Source organism: Mesobacillus jeotgali (assembly GCF_900166585.1).
GTDB classification, from domain to species: domain Bacteria; phylum Bacillota; class Bacilli; order Bacillales; family Cytobacillaceae; genus Mesobacillus; species Mesobacillus jeotgali_A.
Genome location: NZ_FVZC01000008.1, coordinates 189,862 through 210,125 on the forward strand (window position 1 = coordinate 189,862; position 20,264 = coordinate 210,125).

The 20,264-nt window shown below is 46.0% G+C and carries 16 protein-coding genes; 15 read left to right on the top strand and 1 reads right to left on the bottom strand.

What is annotated here, in order from left to right:
* The first annotated feature begins 153 nt into the window (after window positions 1–153).
* From B5X77_RS06240 to B5X77_RS06280, 9 genes are all read left to right on the top strand, one after another.
* The gene (locus B5X77_RS06240) at window positions 154–1,341 is read left to right on the top strand and encodes an acetyl-CoA C-acetyltransferase (RefSeq protein WP_079506244.1); all 1,188 of its coding nucleotides are present in this window, start codon (window positions 154–156) and stop codon (window positions 1,339–1,341) included.
* Window positions 1,342–1,408: 67 nt separating this feature from the next.
* Window positions 1,409–2,260, top strand: a complete 852-nt coding sequence (locus B5X77_RS06245) for a 3-hydroxybutyryl-CoA dehydrogenase (protein WP_079506246.1) — start codon at window positions 1,409–1,411, stop codon at window positions 2,258–2,260.
* Between the two features lie 61 nt (window positions 2,261–2,321).
* Window positions 2,322–3,452, top strand: a complete 1,131-nt coding sequence (locus B5X77_RS06250) for an acyl-CoA dehydrogenase (RefSeq protein WP_079506248.1) — start codon at window positions 2,322–2,324, stop codon at window positions 3,450–3,452.
* A 727-nt stretch (window positions 3,453–4,179) separates the two neighbouring features.
* A complete protein-coding gene (locus B5X77_RS06255) occupies window positions 4,180–5,319 on the top strand; it encodes an acyl-CoA dehydrogenase (RefSeq protein WP_079506250.1) in 1,140 nt (379 codons plus the stop codon).
* A gap of 19 nt (window positions 5,320–5,338) precedes the next feature.
* On the top strand, window positions 5,339–5,992 hold the full coding sequence (locus B5X77_RS06260; protein ID WP_079507596.1) for a TetR/AcrR family transcriptional regulator: 654 nt from the start codon (window positions 5,339–5,341) through the stop codon (window positions 5,990–5,992).
* Window positions 5,993–5,994: 2 nt separating this feature from the next.
* Entirely contained in the window at window positions 5,995–9,255 is a 3,261-nt protein-coding gene (gene icmF, locus B5X77_RS06265) for a fused isobutyryl-CoA mutase/GTPase IcmF (RefSeq protein ID WP_079507594.1), read from the top strand.
* A gap of 263 nt (window positions 9,256–9,518) precedes the next feature.
* Window positions 9,519–9,725 carry a hypothetical protein gene (locus tag B5X77_RS06270; RefSeq protein ID WP_079506252.1) on the top strand — a complete coding sequence of 69 codons (207 nt, stop codon included), beginning with the start codon at window positions 9,519–9,521 and terminating at the stop codon, window positions 9,723–9,725.
* A 108-nt stretch (window positions 9,726–9,833) separates the two neighbouring features.
* Window positions 9,834–10,412, top strand: coding sequence for a DNA-directed RNA polymerase subunit delta (gene rpoE / locus B5X77_RS06275; protein ID WP_306807291.1), 579 nt, complete (start codon window positions 9,834–9,836; stop codon window positions 10,410–10,412).
* A 263-nt stretch (window positions 10,413–10,675) separates the two neighbouring features.
* Complete coding sequence (locus tag B5X77_RS06280; protein ID WP_079506256.1) at window positions 10,676–12,277, top strand: CTP synthase; 1,602 nt, start codon at window positions 10,676–10,678, stop codon at window positions 12,275–12,277.
* A gap of 140 nt (window positions 12,278–12,417) precedes the next feature.
* Here the strand turns inward: B5X77_RS06280 and B5X77_RS06285 are convergent, their stop codons facing one another.
* The gene (locus tag B5X77_RS06285) at window positions 12,418–12,933 is read right to left on the bottom strand and encodes a DUF2529 domain-containing protein (protein ID WP_079506258.1); all 516 of its coding nucleotides are present in this window, start codon (window positions 12,931–12,933) and stop codon (window positions 12,418–12,420) included.
* A 196-nt stretch (window positions 12,934–13,129) separates the two neighbouring features.
* Between B5X77_RS06285 and B5X77_RS06290 the strand changes: the two genes are divergently transcribed.
* From B5X77_RS06290 to rho, 6 genes are all read left to right on the top strand, one after another.
* Window positions 13,130–13,498, top strand: coding sequence for a response regulator (locus B5X77_RS06290; RefSeq protein WP_079506260.1), 369 nt, complete (start codon window positions 13,130–13,132; stop codon window positions 13,496–13,498).
* 350 nt (window positions 13,499–13,848) lie between these two features.
* Window positions 13,849–14,706, top strand: coding sequence for a class II fructose-bisphosphate aldolase (locus B5X77_RS06295; RefSeq protein WP_079506262.1), 858 nt, complete (start codon window positions 13,849–13,851; stop codon window positions 14,704–14,706).
* A 99-nt stretch (window positions 14,707–14,805) separates the two neighbouring features.
* Window positions 14,806–15,453, top strand: coding sequence for a fructose-6-phosphate aldolase (fsa, locus tag B5X77_RS06300; protein WP_079506264.1), 648 nt, complete (start codon window positions 14,806–14,808; stop codon window positions 15,451–15,453).
* Between the two features lie 575 nt (window positions 15,454–16,028).
* Window positions 16,029–17,315, top strand: coding sequence for a UDP-N-acetylglucosamine 1-carboxyvinyltransferase (locus B5X77_RS06305; protein WP_079506266.1), 1,287 nt, complete (start codon window positions 16,029–16,031; stop codon window positions 17,313–17,315).
* A gap of 254 nt (window positions 17,316–17,569) precedes the next feature.
* Window positions 17,570–18,535, top strand: a complete 966-nt coding sequence (glpX, locus tag B5X77_RS06310; RefSeq protein WP_079506268.1) for a class II fructose-bisphosphatase — start codon at window positions 17,570–17,572, stop codon at window positions 18,533–18,535.
* Between the two features lie 354 nt (window positions 18,536–18,889).
* The gene (gene rho / locus B5X77_RS06315; RefSeq protein ID WP_079506270.1) at window positions 18,890–20,161 is read left to right on the top strand and encodes a transcription termination factor Rho; all 1,272 of its coding nucleotides are present in this window, start codon (window positions 18,890–18,892) and stop codon (window positions 20,159–20,161) included.
* Window positions 20,162–20,264: the final 103 nt, after the last annotated feature.

Consider the following 20,264-nt stretch of genomic DNA (forward strand, 5'->3'; position numbering starts at 1 on the left):
CTTTCATTCGTCTTCAGCTAGAACCCACTTTTAAAACCTCATGAATCAGTAACACGATTTTTTTTGGACCAGTTTCGAGCGAGCGTTCAGTCACTCAACGTCGTAGGTATTTATGATTTTCAAAAATTAATAGATTGAAAGGGAGAGATGGCAATGGGAAGAACAGTCATTTTAGCAGGGGCAAGAACACCGTTTGGCAAGCTAGGCGGCGCATTGAGCAGCTTTACAGCCAGTCAATTAGGCGGAATCGCTGTGAAAGAAGCGTTATCACGCGCTGAAGTCAGCCCTGATGAAGTCGGTGAGGTTATTCTTGGAACCGTGCTGCAGGGAGGACAGGGACAGCTTCCTTCACGACAGGCAGCAAGAGAAGCAGGCATTCCCTGGGAAGTGAAAACAGAAACGGTCAATAAGGTATGTGCATCAGGTATGCGCAGCTTGACACTTGGCGACCAGATCATCCGGGCAGGGGACGAGGAAGTGATCGTTGCCGGCGGAATGGAGTCGATGAGCAATGCGCCTTATATTCTTCCGAAGGCACGCTGGGGCTTGAGGATGGGCGATGGCCAGGTAAAAGACCTGATGATTCATGATGGACTTACTTGCAGCTTCAAAGGAGTCCACATGGGAACATACGGAAATGAAGTAGCGAAGGAATTCGAAATCAGCCGCGAAGAGCAGGATGAGTGGTCATACCGCAGCCATCAGAGAGCGGTTGCAGCGATTGAATCAGGGAAGCTTGCAGAAGAAATCATCCCGGTTGAGGTGCCGCAGCGAAAGGGCGACCCGATTTTGGTTCAGCATGATGAGGCGCCAAGGAAGGATACCTCGGTTGAAAAGCTGGCAAAACTCGGTTCTGTTTTCAATTCTGACGGTACCATCACAGCAGGTAATGCACCTGGCGTGAATGATGGTGCAGCAGCACTTGTCCTGATGAGTGAAGAGCGTGCGCAGCGAGAGGGCCGCACACCACAGGCAGTGATCCTGGCTCATGCAGCAATCGCTACAGAAGCAAAGGACTTTCCGAAAACCCCGGGAATTGTCATCAATGAGTTATTGAAAAAGACTGGCAAATCGCTCGAAGAAATCGACCTTTTTGAAATTAACGAGGCATTCGCCGCAGTTGCATTAACAAGCGGACGCATTGCCAGCCTGGATCCAGAGAAGGTCAATGTCAACGGCGGTGCGGTTGCCCTTGGACACCCAATCGGGGCAAGCGGGGCGCGCATCATCCTGACCTTGATGCATGAACTGAAGCGTCGTGGCGGCGGGGTCGGCATTGCGGCGATCTGCTCAGGCGGCGGACAGGGTGACGCAGTGATGATCGAGGTTCCAAAACAATAGGGAAATGGACGGAGGGTATTGGCGGAAGCAGCCCTCCATTGAAACGAACTTTGTAGGAGGAGAAATGATGAGTGTTAAAACAATTATGGTAATCGGGGCAGGACAAATGGGCTCAGGTATCGCCCAGGTTTGCGCGCAGGCAGGATATGAAGTGTTTTTAAATGACCTGAAGCCGGAATTTGTTGAACGTGGACTATCCGGAATCAATAAAAACCTTGGCCGTCAGATCGACAAAGGGCGGATGACGGCTGAACAGAAAGATGAGATTGTTGGCAGGATTACTTCCTCCACCGACCTTCAGGATGCGGGAAAGGTCGACCTGGTCATCGAGGCAGCTGTCGAGAATATGGACATCAAAACGAAAATCTTTGCCCAGCTTGATGAAATAGCACCTGCACATGCTATCCTGGCTTCCAATACATCATCGCTGCCAATAACCGAAATCGCTGCCGCGACAAAGCGTCCGGAAAAAGTCATCGGCATGCATTTCATGAATCCAGTGCCAGTCATGAAACTTGTTGAAATCATCCGCGGACTTGCGACAGCTGATGAAGTGTACCAGACAATCGAAGATATCACCAAAACGCTGGAAAAGGTTCCAGTAGAAGTGAATGACTTTCCTGGATTTGTTTCCAACCGGATCCTGATGCCAATGATCAACGAGGCGATCTACACCCTGTATGAAGGAGTCGCGACAAAGGAAGCAATCGATGAAGTCATGAAGCTTGGAATGAACCATCCAATGGGTCCGTTGACACTTGCTGATTTAATCGGCCTGGATACTTGCCTTTACATCATGGAAACACTTCACGAAGGCTTCGGCGACGACAAATATCGCCCATGCCCGCTGTTAAGGAAATATGTAAAAGCTGGCTGGCTAGGCAAAAAATCCGGCCGCGGGTTCTACACATACGAGTAAATCGTTTTGCGACAAATACGTCCATACATACTCACTGTCTGGACGTCTGGAGGATGAAACCATGAATCTGAGATTTACAGAAGAACAGGAAATGATGCGTAAGATGGTCCGTGACTTTGCGCAGACAGAAATTGCCCCGTTTGTTGAAAAAATGGAGGAAGGCGAGTTCCCGAGGGAAATTTTAAGGAAAATGGGTGAACTTGGCCTGATGGGAATTCCGGTACCAGAGGAGTATGGCGGTTCCGAGATGGACTTCATTTCTTACATCATCGCCATCCATGAAATCTCCAAGGTCAGTGCCACTGTTGGGGTCATACTGTCCGTGCACACATCCGTAGGCACAAATCCGATCCTGTACTTCGGGACAGAGGACCAAAAGAAAAAATACGTGCCTAAGCTGGCTTCCGGGGAATACCTCGGCGCTTTCTGCCTGACAGAGCCAAGCGCAGGCTCTGACGCTGGCAGCCTGAAAACCCGCGCGGTCAAGCAAGATGGACATTATGTGCTGAACGGATCAAAGGTGTTCATTACAAACGGCGGTGAGGCGGATGTGTATATTGTCTTTGCTTCCACTAATCCTGAGGCAGGTACTAAGGGTGTCTCTGCTTTTATCGTCGATAAAGAAACGCCTGGCTTCATCGTTGGAAAGGACGAACACAAAATGGGCCTGTATGGCTCTCGTACAGTCCAGCTGACATTTGAAGACATGAAGGTGCCGGAAGAAAACCTGCTTGGCCAGGAAGGCGAAGGATTCAAGATTGCGATGAGCAACCTCGATTCCGGCCGAATAGGCATTGCAGCGCAGGCACTCGGTATTGCCGAAGCTGCCTTGGAAGCAGCAACTTCATATGCAAAAGAAAGAGTCCAGTTCGGCAAGCCGATCGCCGCCCAGCAAGGAGTCGGCTTTAAGCTTGCAGACATGGCAACATCTGTCGAAGCGGCAAAACTATTAATCTACCGCGCAGCCCAATTGCGTTCAGAAGGACAAAAATGCGGAATCGAAGCTTCCATGGCAAAGCTGTTCACATCCAGAACAGCAGTCGAAGTCACAACCGAAGCCATCCAGGTATTCGGCGGATACGGCTACACAAAGGATTACCCGGTAGAACGCTACTTCCGCGACGCGAAAGTCACCGAGATTTACGAAGGTACGAGCGAGATCCAGAAGATTGTTATTAGTAAGCAGTTGTAAGAACGATTGTTGAAGTCTAGTGAGGCACGAAAACGGGTGTAACCGGGGGAAGTCGTAAAAGAAAAGCGGATAGCACCCTTATATTGGGATTTAAGTTGCATAAGGGCTCATTTAAACGCGAAACGCACCCTTATGTAGTGAAATCAAGTTGCATAAGGTCCAATTTAGGCGCTAAACGCACCCTTATGTAGTGAAATCAAGTTGCATAAGGTCCAATTTAGGCGCTAAACGCACCCTTATGCAGTGAAATCGAGTTGCATAAGGTCCTATTTAGGCGCTAAATGCACCCTTATGTAGTGAAATTAGTTGCATAAGGTACAATTTAGGCGCTAAACGCACCCTTATGTAGTGAAATCGAGTTGCATAAGGTTCCATTTAGGCGCTAAACGCACCCTTATGCAGTGAAATCAAGTTGCATAAGGTCCCATTTAGAGGCTAAACGCACCCTTATGTAGTGAAATCAAGTTGCATAAGGTCCAATTTAGGCGCTAAACGCACCCTTATGTAGTGAAATCAAGTTGCATAAGGTTCCTTTTAAACGCCAATTACGCCCTAATGAAGTGATTACAGCAGAAAAGCTGTCCAGAAAGTCTCGTTATTAAGAAGGTTCAGTTGCGCAACTGAATTCTTAAAAGTCAATTAACGACTGAAATCAGCAGAGCATCTGAAAAAGGACACTAATATACCAATATTTCAATCTAAACTACCTGTAACGGAGGAAACAAAAATGAATTTTCGATTATCCGAAGAACATGAAATGATCCGGAAGATGGTTCGTGATTTTGCGAGGAATGAAGTGGCTCCTACGGCTGCTGAGCGTGATGAAGAAGAGCGTTTTGACCGCGAAATTTTTGACAAGATGGCTGAACTCGGCCTGACTGGTATTCCTTGGCCGGAAGAGTACGGCGGCATTGGCAGCGACTATCTTGCATACTGCATCGCGGTAGAAGAATTATCACGTGTTTGCGCATCGACTGGCGTTATGCTGTCAGCACACACTTCACTTGCTGGCTGGCCGATCTTCAAATTCGGCAACGAAGAGCAGAAACAAAAGTACTTAAGGCCAATGGCTGAAGGAAAGAGCATTGGCGCCTATGGTTTGACTGAGCCAGGAAGCGGCTCTGATGCAGGTGCGATGAGAACGACGGCAAAAGAAGATGGAGACCACTATGTATTGAATGGTTCTAAAATCTTCATCACAAACGGAGGCGTAGCTGATATCTATGTTGTATTCGCTTTGACTGACCCGACAAGCAAGCATAAAGGAACGACTGCATTCATCGTCGAAAGCAGCTTCCCTGGTTTCTCTGTCGGCAAGAAAGAGAAAAAGCTTGGAATCCGCTCATCTCCTACAACAGAGATCATTTTTGAAGATTGCCGCGTTCCAAAGGAAAATATCCTTGGTGAAGTCGGCGAAGGCTTCAAAGTTGCGATGATGACGCTTGATGGCGGACGCAACGGCATCGCTGCACAGGCAGTTGGAATCGCTCAGGGTGCTCTTGACGCTGCAGTTGATTATGCGAAAGAACGCCAGCAATTCGGCAAGCCAATCGCTGCGAATCAGGGAATCGGCTTCAAGCTTGCAGACATGGCTACATCAGTAGAAGCTGCAAGACTATTAACTTACCAGGCTGCATGGCTTGAGTCTGAAGGTCTTCCTTACGGCAAGGAATCTGCAATGTCCAAATTATTTGCCGGCGACACTGCAATGAAGGTGACAACAGAAGCTGTACAGGTGTTCGGCGGATATGGCTACACGAAGGACTATCCGGTTGAACGCTTCATGCGCGACGCGAAAATCACACAAATCTATGAGGGAACACAGGAAATCCAGCGCCTTGTTATCTCAAGGATGCTGACGAAATAACAAGGCGGGGTAGATGTTGATGAAAAAGCGAGAAGTGCAGGCATCGGTAAAAGATGAGCGACTTGTGAAAAAAAGGCGCGACCAGATGATCAAAGGGGCCGTTACCCTTTTCAAGCAGAAGGGCTTCCACCGCACGACCACCAGAGAGATTGCCCGGGCTTCAGGCTTTAGCATCGGAACCCTTTATGAATATATCCGCACAAAGGAAGATGTCCTGTACCTTGTTTGTGACAGCATCTATGACGAGGTGCGTGAACGCCTTCAGGAGAATCTCGACCCAAACAAAGGGACGCTTGAGAGCCTGAAGGTCGGCATCGCCAATTACTTTAAAGTCATGGATGACCTGCAGGACGAAGTGCTCGTCATGTATCAGGAAGTAAAGTCGCTGACAAAGGATGCCCTTCCTTATGTGCTGAAAAAAGAAATCGAGATGGTGGGGATGTTTGAGGATGTGATCAAGCGCTGCGTCGAGAATGGCGAGCTTGACCTGGATGAAAAACACATCAAAATCATTGCCCATGATATTTTTGTCCAGGGACAGATGTGGGGATTCCGCCGCTGGGCGCTGCAAAAGCTGTACACACTCGAGGAGTATACGGAGCTGCAGACGGAACTGCTTTTCAAGGGATTAAAGGGGTCGGAAATGAAATTAGGAACAGGGGGAACAAAATGAGTATGCCGGAAATGTATAAGCCAAAGAACCATATTCGCTTTGTGACAGCTTCAAGCTTGTTTGACGGCCATGATGCCTCAATCAACATCATGAGAAGGATCATCCAGTCAATGGGCGGCGAGGTCATTCACCTCGGCCATAACCGTTCCGTTGAGGAAGTCGTCAATGCCGCAATCCAGGAGGATGCGCAGGGTATTGCAATTTCTTCCTATCAGGGCGGGCACGTCGAATATTTCAAGTATATGTATGACTTATTGAAGGAGAGAGGGGCTTCTCATATCCGCATATATGGCGGTGGAGGCGGCGTCATCATTCCTCGGGAAATAAAAGAGCTTCATGAGTACGGAATTGCCCGGATTTTTTCACCGGAAGACGGCAGGAAATACGGTCTGAACGGCATGATCGAGCAGATGATCAAGGAATGTGATTTCCCGACAGTGACTGCGGAAGGTGTCGAGGAAATCGAGAAGCTGGAAGCCGGTGACCCGAATGCGGTTGCCAAGCTGATTACGCTTGCTGAGCAGCATGTCGGCGGCGAAAAAGAAACAGCGGCGGCTGTGGAAACCTTGATGGAAAAAGTAAAGACGATGACAAAAGCAGTCCCGGTTGTTGGAATCACAGGTACGGGCGGTGCTGGTAAGAGTTCATTGACAGACGAATTGATCAGACGATTCATCAATGAAATTCCTGAAAAAAGAGTTGCGATTTTATCAGTGGATCCTACAAAGCAAAAAACAGGCGGTGCCCTGCTTGGCGACCGGATCCGCATGAACGCGATATTCTCTCCGCGCGTTTATATGCGCAGCCTGGCAACAAGGAAGTCGAAATCAGAACTATCTCTGGCTATTAAAGACGCTATCGATGTTGTAAAAGCAGCAGGCTTTGATCTTGTCATCGTCGAAACGAGCGGTATCGGCCAGGGAGATGCTGGGATTACTGATGTTTGTGATGTTTCCATGTATGTGATGACCAGCGAATTTGGTGCACCGTCACAGCTTGAGAAGATCGATATGATTGATTATGCAGACCTGATCGTCATCAACAAATTTGAACGTAAGGGGTCAGAGGATGCAAAGCGACAGGTACAGAAGCAGTACCAGCGCAGCCATCTCCTCTGGGACAAAGAGCTGGATGAAATGCCTGTATACGGCACGATTGCCAGCCAGTTCAACGATCCAGGCACAAACTCACTTTTTGCTGCCCTGGTGAATAAAATCAATGAAAAAGCAGGTACGGACTGGACGACGCCTTTCGCTACAAATGCTGTAGTGGAAAAGCAGAATGTCATCATCCCGAATGATCGGCGTTACTACCTGCGTGAAATTTCAGAAACAGTACGCGGGTATCATAAGCATGCTGCTGAGCAGGCAGACCTTGCACGCAGATTGTTCCAGCTTGGAGGAGCAATCGAAGCGGTAAAAGAAAGAGAAACAAACAGTGAAGTGCTTTCCTCTCTTCAGGTGTTGAAGGAAGAAGCGGAGAAGAAGCTGACACCAGAATCAAAATATATTCTCGAAAACTGGGAAGCTCTTAAGGAAAAATACAGTGCGGATCAATTTGTCACAAAAATTCGTGACAAGGAAATTGTTACCGAGCTGAAGACCAAGAGCTTATCCGGCCTAAGCATTCCTAAGGTCGCTTTGCCAAGATACAAGGATTACGGTGAAATTTTACGCTGGGTTTACCTTGAAAATGTACCGGGCAGCTTCCCTTACACAGCGGGTGTATTTCCATTTAAGCGTGAGGGAGAGGATCCGAAGCGCCAGTTTGCAGGGGAAGGAACACCTGAGAGAACCAACCGACGCTTCCATTACCTTTCCAAGGATGATGATGCAAAGCGCTTGAGTACGGCTTTTGACTCCGTTACTTTATATGGTGAAGACCCTGATTACCGGCCAGATATTTATGGCAAGGTTGGCGAGAGCGGAGTCAGCGTTTGTACACTTGAGGACATGAAAAAGCTGTACGCAGGCTTTGACCTTTGCCATCCATCCACATCTGTTTCGATGACGATCAACGGACCGGCACCGATTATCCTGGCCATGTTCATGAACACAGCGATTGAACAGCAGGTGGAAAAGAAGGAACAGGAACTTGGGCGTAAACTGAATGAAGATGAGTTTGCCCAGGTAAAAGAAATGACGCTTCAAACTGTCCGAGGTACGGTTCAGGCAGATATTTTAAAAGAAGATCAGGGTCAAAATACATGTATCTTCTCGACTGAATTCGCACTGAGGATGATGGGCGATATCCAGCAGTATTTTATCGATGAGAAGGTGCGGAACTACTACTCTGTATCAATTTCGGGCTACCATATTGCGGAAGCAGGGGCAAACCCAATATCGCAGCTGGCGTTCACTCTATCCAATGGTTTCACATATGTTGAGTACTATTTGAGCAGAGGCATGAAAATCGATGATTTCGCGCCGAACTTGAGCTTCTTTTTCTCAAATGGACTTGATCCTGAGTACTCCGTGATTGGCCGTGTTGCCCGCAGAATCTGGGCGACGGTCATGAAGAATAAGTATGGCGCGAATGAACGCAGCCAGAAGCTGAAGTACCATATCCAGACATCAGGCCGTTCTCTGCATGCCCAGGAAATCGACTTCAACGATATCCGGACGACATTGCAGGCATTGATGGCTTTGCATGATAACTGTAATTCTCTTCATACCAATGCATACGACGAAGCGATTACCACACCGACCGAAGAATCGGTCCGCCGTGCGATGGCCATCCAGATGATCATCACCAAGGAGCATGGATTGACGAAGAACGAAAATCCGCTCCAGGGGGCGTTCATCATTGAAGAGCTGACGGATTTGGTAGAAGAAGCCGTCCTTCAGGAATTCGAGCGAATCAATGACCGCGGCGGCGTGCTCGGCGCCATGGAAACACAATACCAGCGAGGCAAGATTCAGGATGAGTCTATGTATTATGAAATGAAGAAGCACTCCGGTGAGCTTCCGATCATCGGTGTAAACACATACCTGAATCCTAACCCTCCATCAGAAGAAGAAATTGATAAGATGGAACTGGCAAGGGCGACACAAGAGGAAAAGGAAACACAAATCCGCAATCTTGAATCTTTCAAGGATAAGAACAAGGATCAATCCGAGGAAGCACTCAATCGCCTGAAGGAAACTGCTGTCAGCGGCGGCAACATCTTCGCTGAACTTATGGAAACAGTAAAATACGCAAGTCTCGGCCAGATCACCAGAGCACTTTACGAAGTAGGCGGCCAGTTCCGCAGGAATATGTAAAAGAGAGCTTGGTTTATACCCATTAAAGATGGTGTATAGAAATAGTACGTGGCATAAAAGTAGATTTTGCAAAGGATCTAAAGGGCAGGATGGCTTGTAGGATAACTATGAGCCATCTTGCATTTTATTGTGTTTGTTTCGTAAACTAGTAACCAGTATAAGATTGCCCAAGCTTTTTCAAATTTTCCCTATCATTTGGCGGATAATCTTATATAATCTAGTTATCAGCTAATACATACGACCTACTTCAGGATGTGAAACTTGTGAGATCGGTGTTGTTCACGGCAGGGGCTTTAATGGCAGCTGCAGCCATGTATTATCTCTATCAGCGCCAGCTAGGTGCAATTTCATTTTTCATTCTCTCAATTGTCTTCTTTTTCCTGGCATACGGCCAGTTGAAGAAAAGAAAGCAACCTGGCGTTAGTAAAGCGGAATCGAAAAGCGAAAAAAGGCGAGAAAACCGCAGATAAAACTGGCATAAAGGTTTAGAATTTGTTTATAATGTAGAATATGTATTCTGGGATATTTTCCTTGTTTTCGGACAAGTGGCCGGGTAAGGCCTGGAATAGAGAAAGGACGTGCGAATATTGAGTTTAAGCCAATACTCAAAAGAAGAGCTTCAAGAGATGTCATTGATTGAAGTTGCCTATGAAGTTTTAAAAGAAAAGAAACAAGCGATTACCTTCCAGGAGCTGATGGGTGAAATCAGAAGCATTCTTAACTTGGACGAGGGCGATGCTAGTGAAAGAATGGTTCAGTTTTATACGGATATAAATATAGATGGACGCTTCATGTCCCAGGGTGAAGGACGCTGGGGACTTCGCGTCTGGTATCCTGTCGACCAAATCGAAGAGGATAATGTCACCACAGTAAAGCCGAAGAAGAAGAAGGCGAAAAAAGCTGTTGATGAGGACGATCTTGACCTTGACGATTTTGATGAAATCGACGAGGATGATCTTGATTACGATGATATCGACGAATTCGATGAAGATGATGACGTTGATGCCCTGGATGATGACGATGATGAGGAAGAGGACTTCGATGAGGACATTGAAGATGCAGACGACTTCGATGAAGATGATGAACTGCTTGAGGATGACGAAGAAGATCTTCCACTCGAAGATGAAGATGCAGAAGATGAAGAGGAAGATCTGTAATTAACAGCTTGACTTTTATTTTCGCCGAATGTAGAATACTTTTTGGGCTCCTTAAAAAAGGGCGATTTAGTAAAACAGCCACAAAACGCTCCCCATACTCTGTATGCGGGGCGTTTTTTTTATTTTTACAGACGTAAAATAACCCCCGATGAAATCGGCTTGCCTCTATAGCTGCAGGCCAAGTGAAAAGGCTAAAAATTTTATTAATAAATCAATTAAACAGGTACATATTGTACAAACTGTTTGATGAGGGGGATTACACAATGGCAAAGTATATTTTTGTAACGGGCGGCGTAGTGTCGTCATTAGGTAAAGGAATCACAGCAGCCTCTCTTGGAAGATTGCTGAAAAACAGAGGCTTGAATGTGACAATCCAGAAGTTTGATCCATATATCAACGTTGACCCGGGAACGATGAGCCCGTATCAGCACGGTGAAGTATTCGTTACAGATGATGGCGCTGAAACGGACCTGGACCTTGGACACTACGAGCGCTTCATCGATATCAACCTGAACAAGTACTCAAACGTAACAACAGGAAAAATCTATTCAACAGTTCTGAAAAAAGAGCGCCGCGGTGACTACCTTGGCGGAACTGTACAGGTTATTCCGCACATCACCAATGAAATCAAGGACAAGGTTTTCCGTGCAGGCAAAGAGACGGGCGCAGATGTTGTCATCACTGAAATTGGCGGTACAGTAGGGGACATTGAATCCCTGCCATTCCTTGAAGCGATCCGCCAGATCAAGAATGATGCCGGACGCGACAATGTGATGTATATCCACTGTACACTTGTTCCTTATCTTAAAGCAGCTGGCGAAATGAAAACAAAGCCAACCCAGCATAGCGTAAAAGAACTGCGCAGCCTGGGAATCCAGCCAAATATTATTGTTCTGCGTACAGAAATGCCGATCTCTAATGATATGAAAGAAAAAATTGCCCTTTTCTGTGATATTGATAAAGAAGCGGTAATTGAGGCAACAGATGCCGATACACTCTACTCCATTCCTCTTTCCTTACAGGAACAGAAGATGGACCAGCTTGTATGTGAACACTTCAAATTGGACTGCAATGAAGCAGACATGACAGAGTGGAATGCGCTGGTTGAGAAAGTGACCCATCTTTCCGGAAAAACAAGAATTGCCCTTGTCGGTAAATATGTTGAGCTTCAAGATGCTTACATTTCAGTCGTTGAATCTTTGAAGCACGCAGGATACGCGTTTGACAGCGATATTGAAATCAAGTGGGTCAACTCCGAGGAAGTTACAGAAGAAAATGTCGTTGAATTGCTGAATGACGCAGATGGCATCCTTGTACCAGGCGGGTTCGGTGATCGTGGTATTGAAGGAAAAATCCTTGCGACAAAGTACGCGCGCGAAAACAAAGTGCCGTTCTTCGGAATCTGCCTTGGCATGCAGCTGGCATCAGTTGAATTCGCACGCCATGTACTTGGTTTGAAGGACGCTCACTCTGCGGAAATCATGCCAAACACGCCATACCCAATCATCGACCTACTTCCAGAACAGAAGGACATCGAAGATCTTGGCGGAACACTTCGCCTTGGCCTCTATCCATGTAAGCTAGCTGAAGATACAAAAGCATTCGCTGCGTATGGCGACGACCTGGTTTATGAGCGCCACCGCCATCGTTATGAATTCAATAACGAGTACCGCCAGGCAATGGAGAAGCAAGGATTCATCTTCTCTGGAACGAGCCCGGACGGCCGTCTTGTAGAAATCATCGAACTGAAAGACCATCCTTGGTTCCTGGCTTCTCAGTTCCATCCTGAATTCACATCAAGACCAACGCGCCCGCAGCCGTTATTCAGGGACTTTATTGAAGCATCCATCAAGACAAGCAAGTAATGAGGAAAAGCCGGTGAAAAATCACCGGCTTTTTGTGTTATTTAATGAATTTTAGACGGTTTAATGCCCAGAATTTAATTCTAGTATGATTGAATTTAATCCGGTTTCTATTGATTTAAACCCAATTTCAGCAAGCTTACTTAGTACTCTTCTAATATTTCCTCGATTGTGAACCTCAAGCCGTAGTAGATGAACAAGGCGGCCATAGAAGTTGGATAGCCAACTCTGTTGCCCATATCATCCGGCAATAGTCCTTTCTTGATTCGCAGGTCAATATGGACATCGGCCAGCGAGCTAAGCCCTTCACTTTCATTCCGGACGGTAGAGACAGCAACGAACGGAATCCCTTTTTCCTGTAAAATACGTGCCATTCCGACTGCCTCTTCATCATCTGCGTAGCGGCTTACGATAAGCACGCGGTCAGCGGATTCCAGCGCTGTTTCTTCTGATAAAATGGCCGCCGATTGAAGGGGTTCCTCACCATAAATAGCTTCAAGCTCAATAGCCTTCATTTCATCAGTGCCGAAAATATAAATTTTGCCATCGCCAGCCGCAGCCTGTGCCAGCAGCCGCGCGCCATCTTCAATCGGAAATTCTTCTTTTTCCATCAGCCTGTTGAACAATCCGGCCAATTGTGTCGAAAACATTTTTAACATTACTGCACCTCCATCTTTGCCAATACTGTTTATAAAGTACTACAATGAGAATAAAAAAGCACCTGTCGAAAATAAGTTTGAAAATATGGCAGGAATTTCAAGATTCTTAACGAATTGTGTAATGGGGATAGGACGTAACCGTTTCCTGGTCAAAGGTATATACTCATTATTACATTTATTAGGGGGAAGAGGCGGCATGAAAGAAAAAATACTTATTGTTGACGACCAGTTTGGCATCAGAATTCTACTTAATGAAGTGCTGCAAAAAGAAGGTTATCAAACGTATCAGGCTGCAAATGGCGTCCAGGCCCTGGATCTAGTAAAAAAACATCCACCAGATCTCGTTCTTCTGGACATGAAAATCCCGGGGATGGATGGCATTGAAATTTTAAAAAGAATGAAAGTTATCGATCCGGATATACGCGTCATCATCATGACTGCCTATGGCGAGCTTGATATGATCCAGGAAGCAATGGACCTTGGAGCATTGACCCACTTCGCTAAACCTTTCGACATTGACGACATCCGTGCAGCCGTGAAAAAATACTCACAAACCGTTTCATAAGATAGATAAAATGCCCTCTTGGATTCTAGAGGGTTTTTATTTTATTATGTTATTGCCAAAAGCAATAATTCGCACTCTGTTATACAACATGGCGGGTGTTCAAAATGAGTTTCCAGACTAGTGAAACTATTGGTAGCGCTTGCTTTATAGCATTTTTATGACACTTGCAAAAACAAGGCTTGAACAATGGTAATTCTGATTTTCTTTTGGTATGATACATATGAATTCCACAGGATCATTTCGTTTTGATGAATGCTTTCCCGGGTACATAATCAAATGCATAGAGGGAAAACCTTTAAAATGGTAGCATAGTCAAAAAGACGATTGATCATAACGAAGGAGGAAAATTTATGCCTTTAGTTTCAATGACTGAAATGCTGAAAAAAGCGAATGCGGAAGGCTACGCTGTTGGGCAATTTAACTTAAATAACCTTGAGTTCACTCAAGCGATCCTTCAGGCTGCAGAAGCCGAGAAGTCACCGGTCATCCTTGGTGTTTCTGAAGGTGCTGCACGCTACATGGGCGGCTTCAAGACTGTTGTGAAAATGGTAGAAGGTCTGATGGAGGACTACAAGACTACAGTTCCTGTCGCAATCCATCTTGACCACGGTTCAAGCTTCGAAAAGTGTAAAGAAGCAATCGATGCAGGCTTCACATCTGTTATGATTGATGCTTCTCACGGTCCTTTCGAAGAGAACGTTGAGATCACTTCAAAAGTAGTAGAATACGCTCATTCAAAAGGCGTTTCTGTAGAAGCAGAATTGGGAGTAGTCGGCGGACAGGAAGATGACGTCGTTGCTGATGGCGTTATCTATGCTGATCCTAAAGAGTGTGAAGAACTTGTTCAGCGCACTGGCATCGACTGCCTTGCTCCAGCACTGGGATCTGTTCACGGTCCTTACAAAGGTGAACCGAACCTTGGATTCAAGGAAATGGAAGAAATCAACAAGACTGCAGGCGTACCACTAGTATTGCACGGCGGAACTGGAATCCCTACAAAAGACATCCAGAAAGCTATTTCTTTCGGTACAGCTAAAGTCAACGTTAATACTGAGAACCAAATTGCTTCTGCAAAGGTTGTTCGTCAAGTATTGGCTGAAAAACCTAACGAGTATGATCCGCGTAAATACCTTGGACCAGCTCGTGATGCAATCAAGGAAACTGTAATCGGCAAAATGCGCGAGTTTGGTTCTTCAAACAAAGCGTAAAAGCACTAAAAGTTTGTTATAATGAAACCGCCTTACATAAAGGCGGTTTTTATCCATTTATATAAGTTTGAAAATTATGTCGACTGGAGGCGTTTACAAATGAAGTTTTTTATCGATACTGCGAATATGGAAGAAATCCGAGAGGCCTTTGCACTGGGAATCTTATCAGGAGTCACTACTAACCCGTCACTTGTGGCAAAAGAAAAGAATGTTAAATTTGAAGACCGCTTGAAGGAAATCACCGAATTGGTCCCTGGTTCTGTCAGTGCCGAAGTCATCGCACTTGATGCAGAAGGAATGATCAAAGAAGGAAGAGAGTTAGCTGCGATTGCATCGAACATCACGATTAAGGTTCCGATGACACCGGAAGGTTTGAAGGCTGTCTCTGTTTTTTCAAAAGAAGGAATCAAGACGAACGTGACACTCGTATTCAGTGCAAACCAGGCTTTGCTTGCAGCAAGGGCAGGAGCTACATACGTTTCACCTTTCTTGGGACGTCTTGATGATATCGGCCATAACGGATTGGACCTGATTTCAACAATTGCCGATATCTTCACCATCCATGGAATCGAAACAGAAATCATCGCAGCTTCCATCCGCCACCCACAGCACGTAACCGATTCAGCATTAAGAGGCGCGCACATCGCAACAGTACCGTACAAAGTCATCCAGCAAATGTTCAGCCATCCGCTGACAGACAAAGGTATTGAAGCATTTTTGAAAGACTGGGAGTCTCGAGAGAAGTGATTTTTGAAGAATATAGAAAGTAATCTAGGTCTCCCGCCTTTTTGATTGAAGTGAGGCGCGAAGACTCCTCAAAAATGCTAACGAATTTTTTCGTGTGCGTGGGCTCGTTCAATGAAGAAAATCAATGTCCTGAGGGAGCATGGGTCAGGGAGATCACGCAGGAGTAAAACGACGAGAAGGCCTGAGCGACCAAGGAAGAATTTGCTCATAAAAAAGCTGGCAGCAGGGATTTTTCATAATTCTTCCTGCGGAAAGAGAAGCGCCTGGAATCAAAATCAACAGTCTAAGTTCCAGTCAACTGATTGTACACAAAGATGGTCTCGGCAAACTGAGACCATCTTTGTTAGGAACTTTTACCCAATTTAAACTTTTTTGCATTTTATTACATGATTTTGGGAATATCGTGTAAACTAAGGGAATAGAAAACTCCCGGAATCTGAATATTTTTACTGGAAAAATATACCTAATTGATTTCGGTAATTTTTAATCTACGTAGAGCCATATCGGTCTTAGCTGTTTTTTGTTTCCAACTCCAGCTTGACCTTAATACATCACGGCTTAGAAGGGAGTCAAAAATGGAAAAGCTTAAGATTGCTGGCGGTTATCCTTTAAAAGGGACTGTTCGGGTCAGCGGCGCGAAAAATAGTGCGGTAGCTTTGATCCCGGCAACCATTTTAGCTGAGTCGCCTGTTACGATTGAAGGTTTGCCGGATATTTCCGATGTTCATATGCTCAAGGACTTAATGGAGGAGATCGGCGGTTCTGTTGAATTCTCGAACAATGAAATGACGGTTGATCCGTCTTCCATGATTTCCATGCCTTTGCCGAATGGAAAAGTGAAAAAGCTGCGGGCTTCTTACTATCTTATGGGAGCGATGCTGGGCCGTTTCAAAAAGGCTGTCATCGGACTGCCAGGCGGATGCCATTTGGGCCCAAGGCCGATTGACCAGCATATAAAAGGATTCGAGGCACTTGGTGCCAGCGTGACAAATGAACAGGGCGCCATTTACCTGCGTGCCGATGAACTGCGCGGGGCAAGGATTTATCTTGACGTAGTCAGTGTAGGAGCCACGATTAATATCATGCTTGCAGCTGTCCGCGCAAAAGGACGCACCATCATCGAGAATGCGGCGAAGGAACCGGAAATCATTGATGTAGCGACATTGCTTACCAATATGGGGGCGAAAATCAAAGGTGCCGGTACCGATGTGATCCGTATCGATGGTGTGGACGAGCTTCACGGCTGCCGCCATACTATCATTCCGGACCGGATCGAGGCAGGAACATACTTAATTCTTGGAGCAGCGATTGGGGATGGCGTGACAATTGATAATGTCATTCCGCAGCATATTGAGTCGCTTGTGGCCAAGCTTAAGGAAATGGGTGCACATATTGAGGCGAGCGACGAGCAAATTTATGTTGCACCAGCAGAAAAATATAAAGCAGTCGATATTAAGACCCTCGTCTATCCTGGGTTCCCCACTGACCTGCAGCAGCCGTTCACTGCACTTCTAACCAGAGCAGAAGGCTCGAGTGTCGTCACGGATACGATTTATGGTGCGCGTTTTAAGCATATTGATGAATTGAGAAGAATGAATGCCAACATCAAGGTTGAAGGCAGATCGGCAATCATCAGCGGACCAGTCAAGCTCCAGGGTGCAAAGGTCAAAGCGAGCGATCTCCGTGCAGGAGCAGCACTTGTCATTGCCGGGCTGATGGCTGAAGGCGTTACAGAGGTTACGGGTGTAGATCACATCGACCGAGGTTACAGCCATATCGTTGAAAAGCTAAATGGGCTTGGTGCCACAATTTGGCGAGAAGATATGACCTCTGAAGAACAAGAAGAGGTAAAAAAATCATAAAAAGTATAGTACAATATAGTTGTACAATACAAAAAGTGGTGCTAATACCTGTAAAACCGATAAATAGTATAACTCATTTGAGTTTGGAGCAGCCATTTAGGCAGCAACAAAAACATCCGCTCCCTTAAACTGATCCGAGACATAATCGGCTTACGAGGAGAATGCTGATTTATGTCTCGGATTAAAGATGAAGGGATTGAGAAGTATACTTTTTCGGCAGGCATTAGCCCCTTTCATGATTAGGGGATGATCATATGGAACGTAGCTTAACGATGGAGCTGGTCCGCGTGACAGAGGCGGCAGCGCTTGCTTCAGCCCGCTGGATGGGTCGCGGAAAAAAAGACGAAGCTGATGATGCTGCAACGTCGGCAATGAGAGATGTTTTTGACACCATCCCGATGAAAGGAACAGTGGTTATCGGCGAAGGTGAGATGGATGAAGCACCGATGCTGTATATCGGTGAAAAACTGGGGACAGGCTATGGTCCGCGCCTGGATGTCGCTGTCGATCCTTTGGAGGGAACGAACATTGTAGCGTCTGGCGGCTGGAATGCCCTGGCAGTGCTTGCGGTAGCGGATAACGGCAACCTGCTGCATGCACCTGACATGTATATGGATAAATTGGCAGTGGGTCCTGAAGCAGTTGGAATGGTCGATATTAATGCCTCTGTCCTCGATAACCTGAAGGCAGTCGCGAAAGCGAAGAATAAGGATATTGAAGACGTGGTCGCAACTGTATTGAACCGTCCTCGCCACGAGCATATCATTGCCCAGCTTCGCGAAGCAGGAGCAAGGATTAAATTGATCAATGACGGAGATGTAGCTGGTGCTATCAACACTGCATTCGATTTTACCGGTGTGGATATCCTGTTTGGCTCTGGCGGAGCACCTGAAGGGGTCATTGCTGCAGTAGCATTGAAAAGCCTTGGAGGAGAAATCCAGGGTAAATTGCTCCCTCAAAACGACGCCGAGATTGAACGATGCAAGAAAATGGGCATCGATCTCAATAAAGTCCTTCTTATGGAAGATTTCGTCCGCGGCGACGATGCGATTTTCGCTGCCACAGGCGTGACCGATGGCGAGCTGCTAAAGGGAGTCCAGTTCAAAGGCTCATACGGCTCAACCCACTCAGTCGTCATGCGCGCAAAATCAGGTACTGTGCGTTTCATTGAAGGCCAGCATAGTCTGAAGAAAAAACCTCACTTAGTAATGAAATCATAATATTTTTTTTAGATGAACTGCAAACCCTTACAAAACAGCTCCCTTTACCGCATATTTTAGGTGAAGGGAGCTGTAAAATAAAAAGATTGATTATTATTCTTATTTAAGGGTAAAATGAAAATTGTTTTAAAAAGCTGTTTTCGTAATAGTTGTTGTTAAGTCAATAGCAACAAAGTTTGAGAAAAGAGCCTTTTAAAAATATGCTTATGTTAAAAATTCACTGATGTTTTACCTTCATTTATTCCTTCTTACAACCTTCAAAGGAACTCATTTCTTCTTTTTCCATCCATACGCTGAAATTCTTATACATTTTTTTATGGGGGAAATCGAAATATTTTAAGGCGTGGTGACATTATGGAAGTAAATATTTCAAGCTTAGAAAATATGAAATTGAAAGAGCTTTATGAACTTGCAAAGGAGTATAAAGTCTCTTACTACAGCAAGTTGACGAAAAAAGAACTTATTTTTGCTATTTTAAAAGCACGTGCTGAACAGCAGGGTTATTTTTTCATGGAAGGCGTCCTGGAAATCATCCAGTCTGAGGGCTTTGGTTTCCTCCGTCCGATCAATTACTCGCCTAGCTCTGAGGATATTTATATCTCGGCTTCGCAAATCCGCCGTTTTGACCTGAGGAATGGGGATAAAGTATCCGGAAAAGTCCGTCCTCCTAAGGAAAATGAACGTTATTTCGGCTTGCTTCAGGTCGAGGCAGTCAATGGTGATGACCCTGAATCTGCAAAGGAAAGGGTTCATTTTCCAGGCTTGACCCCGCTGTATCCTGACCGACAGATGAAGCTTGAGACAACTCATAACAAAGTGTCTACAAGAATCATGGATGTCCTCGCGCCTGTGGGCTTCGGACAACGTGGCTTGATTGTTGCTCCGCCAAAGGCTGGCAAAACGATGCTGATCAAAGAAATCGCCAACAGCATCACAACGAATCATCCGGAAGCTGAACTGATCGTGCTGTTAATTGATGAGCGTCCTGAAGAGGTAACAGATATTGAACGTTCTGTTGCGGGCGACGTTGTCAGCTCTACATTTGATGAGGTGCCTGAAAACCATATCAAAGTGGCTGAGCTTGTTCTTGAGCGTGCAATGCGTCTTGTCGAGCACAAGCGTGACGTCATTATCCTGATGGATAGCATCACCCGTCTTGCCCGTGCCTATAACCTTGTCATTCCGCCAAGCGGACGTACATTATCCGGCGGTATTGACCCTGCTGCATTCCACCGTCCCAAGCGCTTTTTCGGTGCTGCCCGTAATATCGAGGAAGGCGGCAGCTTGACGATTCTGGCGACGGCGCTTGTAGATACAGGCTCACGTATGGATGATGTCATTTACGAGGAATTCAAAGGAACAGGTAATATGGAACTTCACCTTGACCGTTCTCTTGCTGAAAGAAGAATCTTCCCGGCAATCGACATTCGCCGATCAGGAACACGGAAAGAAGAATTGCTCATTCCGAAGGATCATCTGGACAAGCTTTGGGCAATCCGCAAATCGATGTCGGATTCCCCGGACTTCGCGGAGAAATTCCTGCGCAAGCTAAGACAGTCAAAGTCGAATGAAGATTTCTTCGCTGTACTTGGCGAGGAAATGAAAGGCAATAACAAACGTTCATGATTCCAGATTATGGGTTGAAAAACGAACTTGAAAAATATGCTTGGACTTGTTATACTGAGTACAGTGTGTTTTTCCAATAACGGTTTAAACCGTTGATTATAAC

What these genes read in the sequence shown, in the direction of transcription:
- B5X77_RS06240 (WP_079506244.1), top strand. Translation starts at nt 154, where the DNA reads ATGGGAAGAACAGTCATTTTAGCAGGGGCAAGAACACCGTTTGGCAAG.
- B5X77_RS06245 (WP_079506246.1), top strand. Translation starts at nt 1,409, where the DNA reads ATGAGTGTTAAAACAATTATGGTAATCGGGGCAGGACAAATGGGCTCA.
- B5X77_RS06250 (WP_079506248.1), top strand. Translation starts at nt 2,322, where the DNA reads ATGAATCTGAGATTTACAGAAGAACAGGAAATGATGCGTAAGATGGTC.
- B5X77_RS06255 (WP_079506250.1), top strand. Translation starts at nt 4,180, where the DNA reads ATGAATTTTCGATTATCCGAAGAACATGAAATGATCCGGAAGATGGTT.
- B5X77_RS06260 (WP_079507596.1), top strand. Translation starts at nt 5,339, where the DNA reads ATGAAAAAGCGAGAAGTGCAGGCATCGGTAAAAGATGAGCGACTTGTG.
- icmF (WP_079507594.1), top strand. Translation starts at nt 5,995, where the DNA reads ATGCCGGAAATGTATAAGCCAAAGAACCATATTCGCTTTGTGACAGCT.
- B5X77_RS06280 (WP_079506256.1), top strand. Translation starts at nt 10,676, where the DNA reads ATGGCAAAGTATATTTTTGTAACGGGCGGCGTAGTGTCGTCATTAGGT.
- B5X77_RS06285 (WP_079506258.1), bottom strand. Translation starts at nt 12,933, where the DNA reads ATGTTAAAAATGTTTTCGACACAATTGGCCGGATTGTTCAACAGGCTG.
- B5X77_RS06290 (WP_079506260.1), top strand. Translation starts at nt 13,130, where the DNA reads ATGAAAGAAAAAATACTTATTGTTGACGACCAGTTTGGCATCAGAATT.
- B5X77_RS06295 (WP_079506262.1), top strand. Translation starts at nt 13,849, where the DNA reads ATGCCTTTAGTTTCAATGACTGAAATGCTGAAAAAAGCGAATGCGGAA.
- fsa (WP_079506264.1), top strand. Translation starts at nt 14,806, where the DNA reads ATGAAGTTTTTTATCGATACTGCGAATATGGAAGAAATCCGAGAGGCC.
- B5X77_RS06305 (WP_079506266.1), top strand. Translation starts at nt 16,029, where the DNA reads ATGGAAAAGCTTAAGATTGCTGGCGGTTATCCTTTAAAAGGGACTGTT.
- glpX (WP_079506268.1), top strand. Translation starts at nt 17,570, where the DNA reads ATGGAACGTAGCTTAACGATGGAGCTGGTCCGCGTGACAGAGGCGGCA.
- rho (WP_079506270.1), top strand. Translation starts at nt 18,890, where the DNA reads ATGGAAGTAAATATTTCAAGCTTAGAAAATATGAAATTGAAAGAGCTT.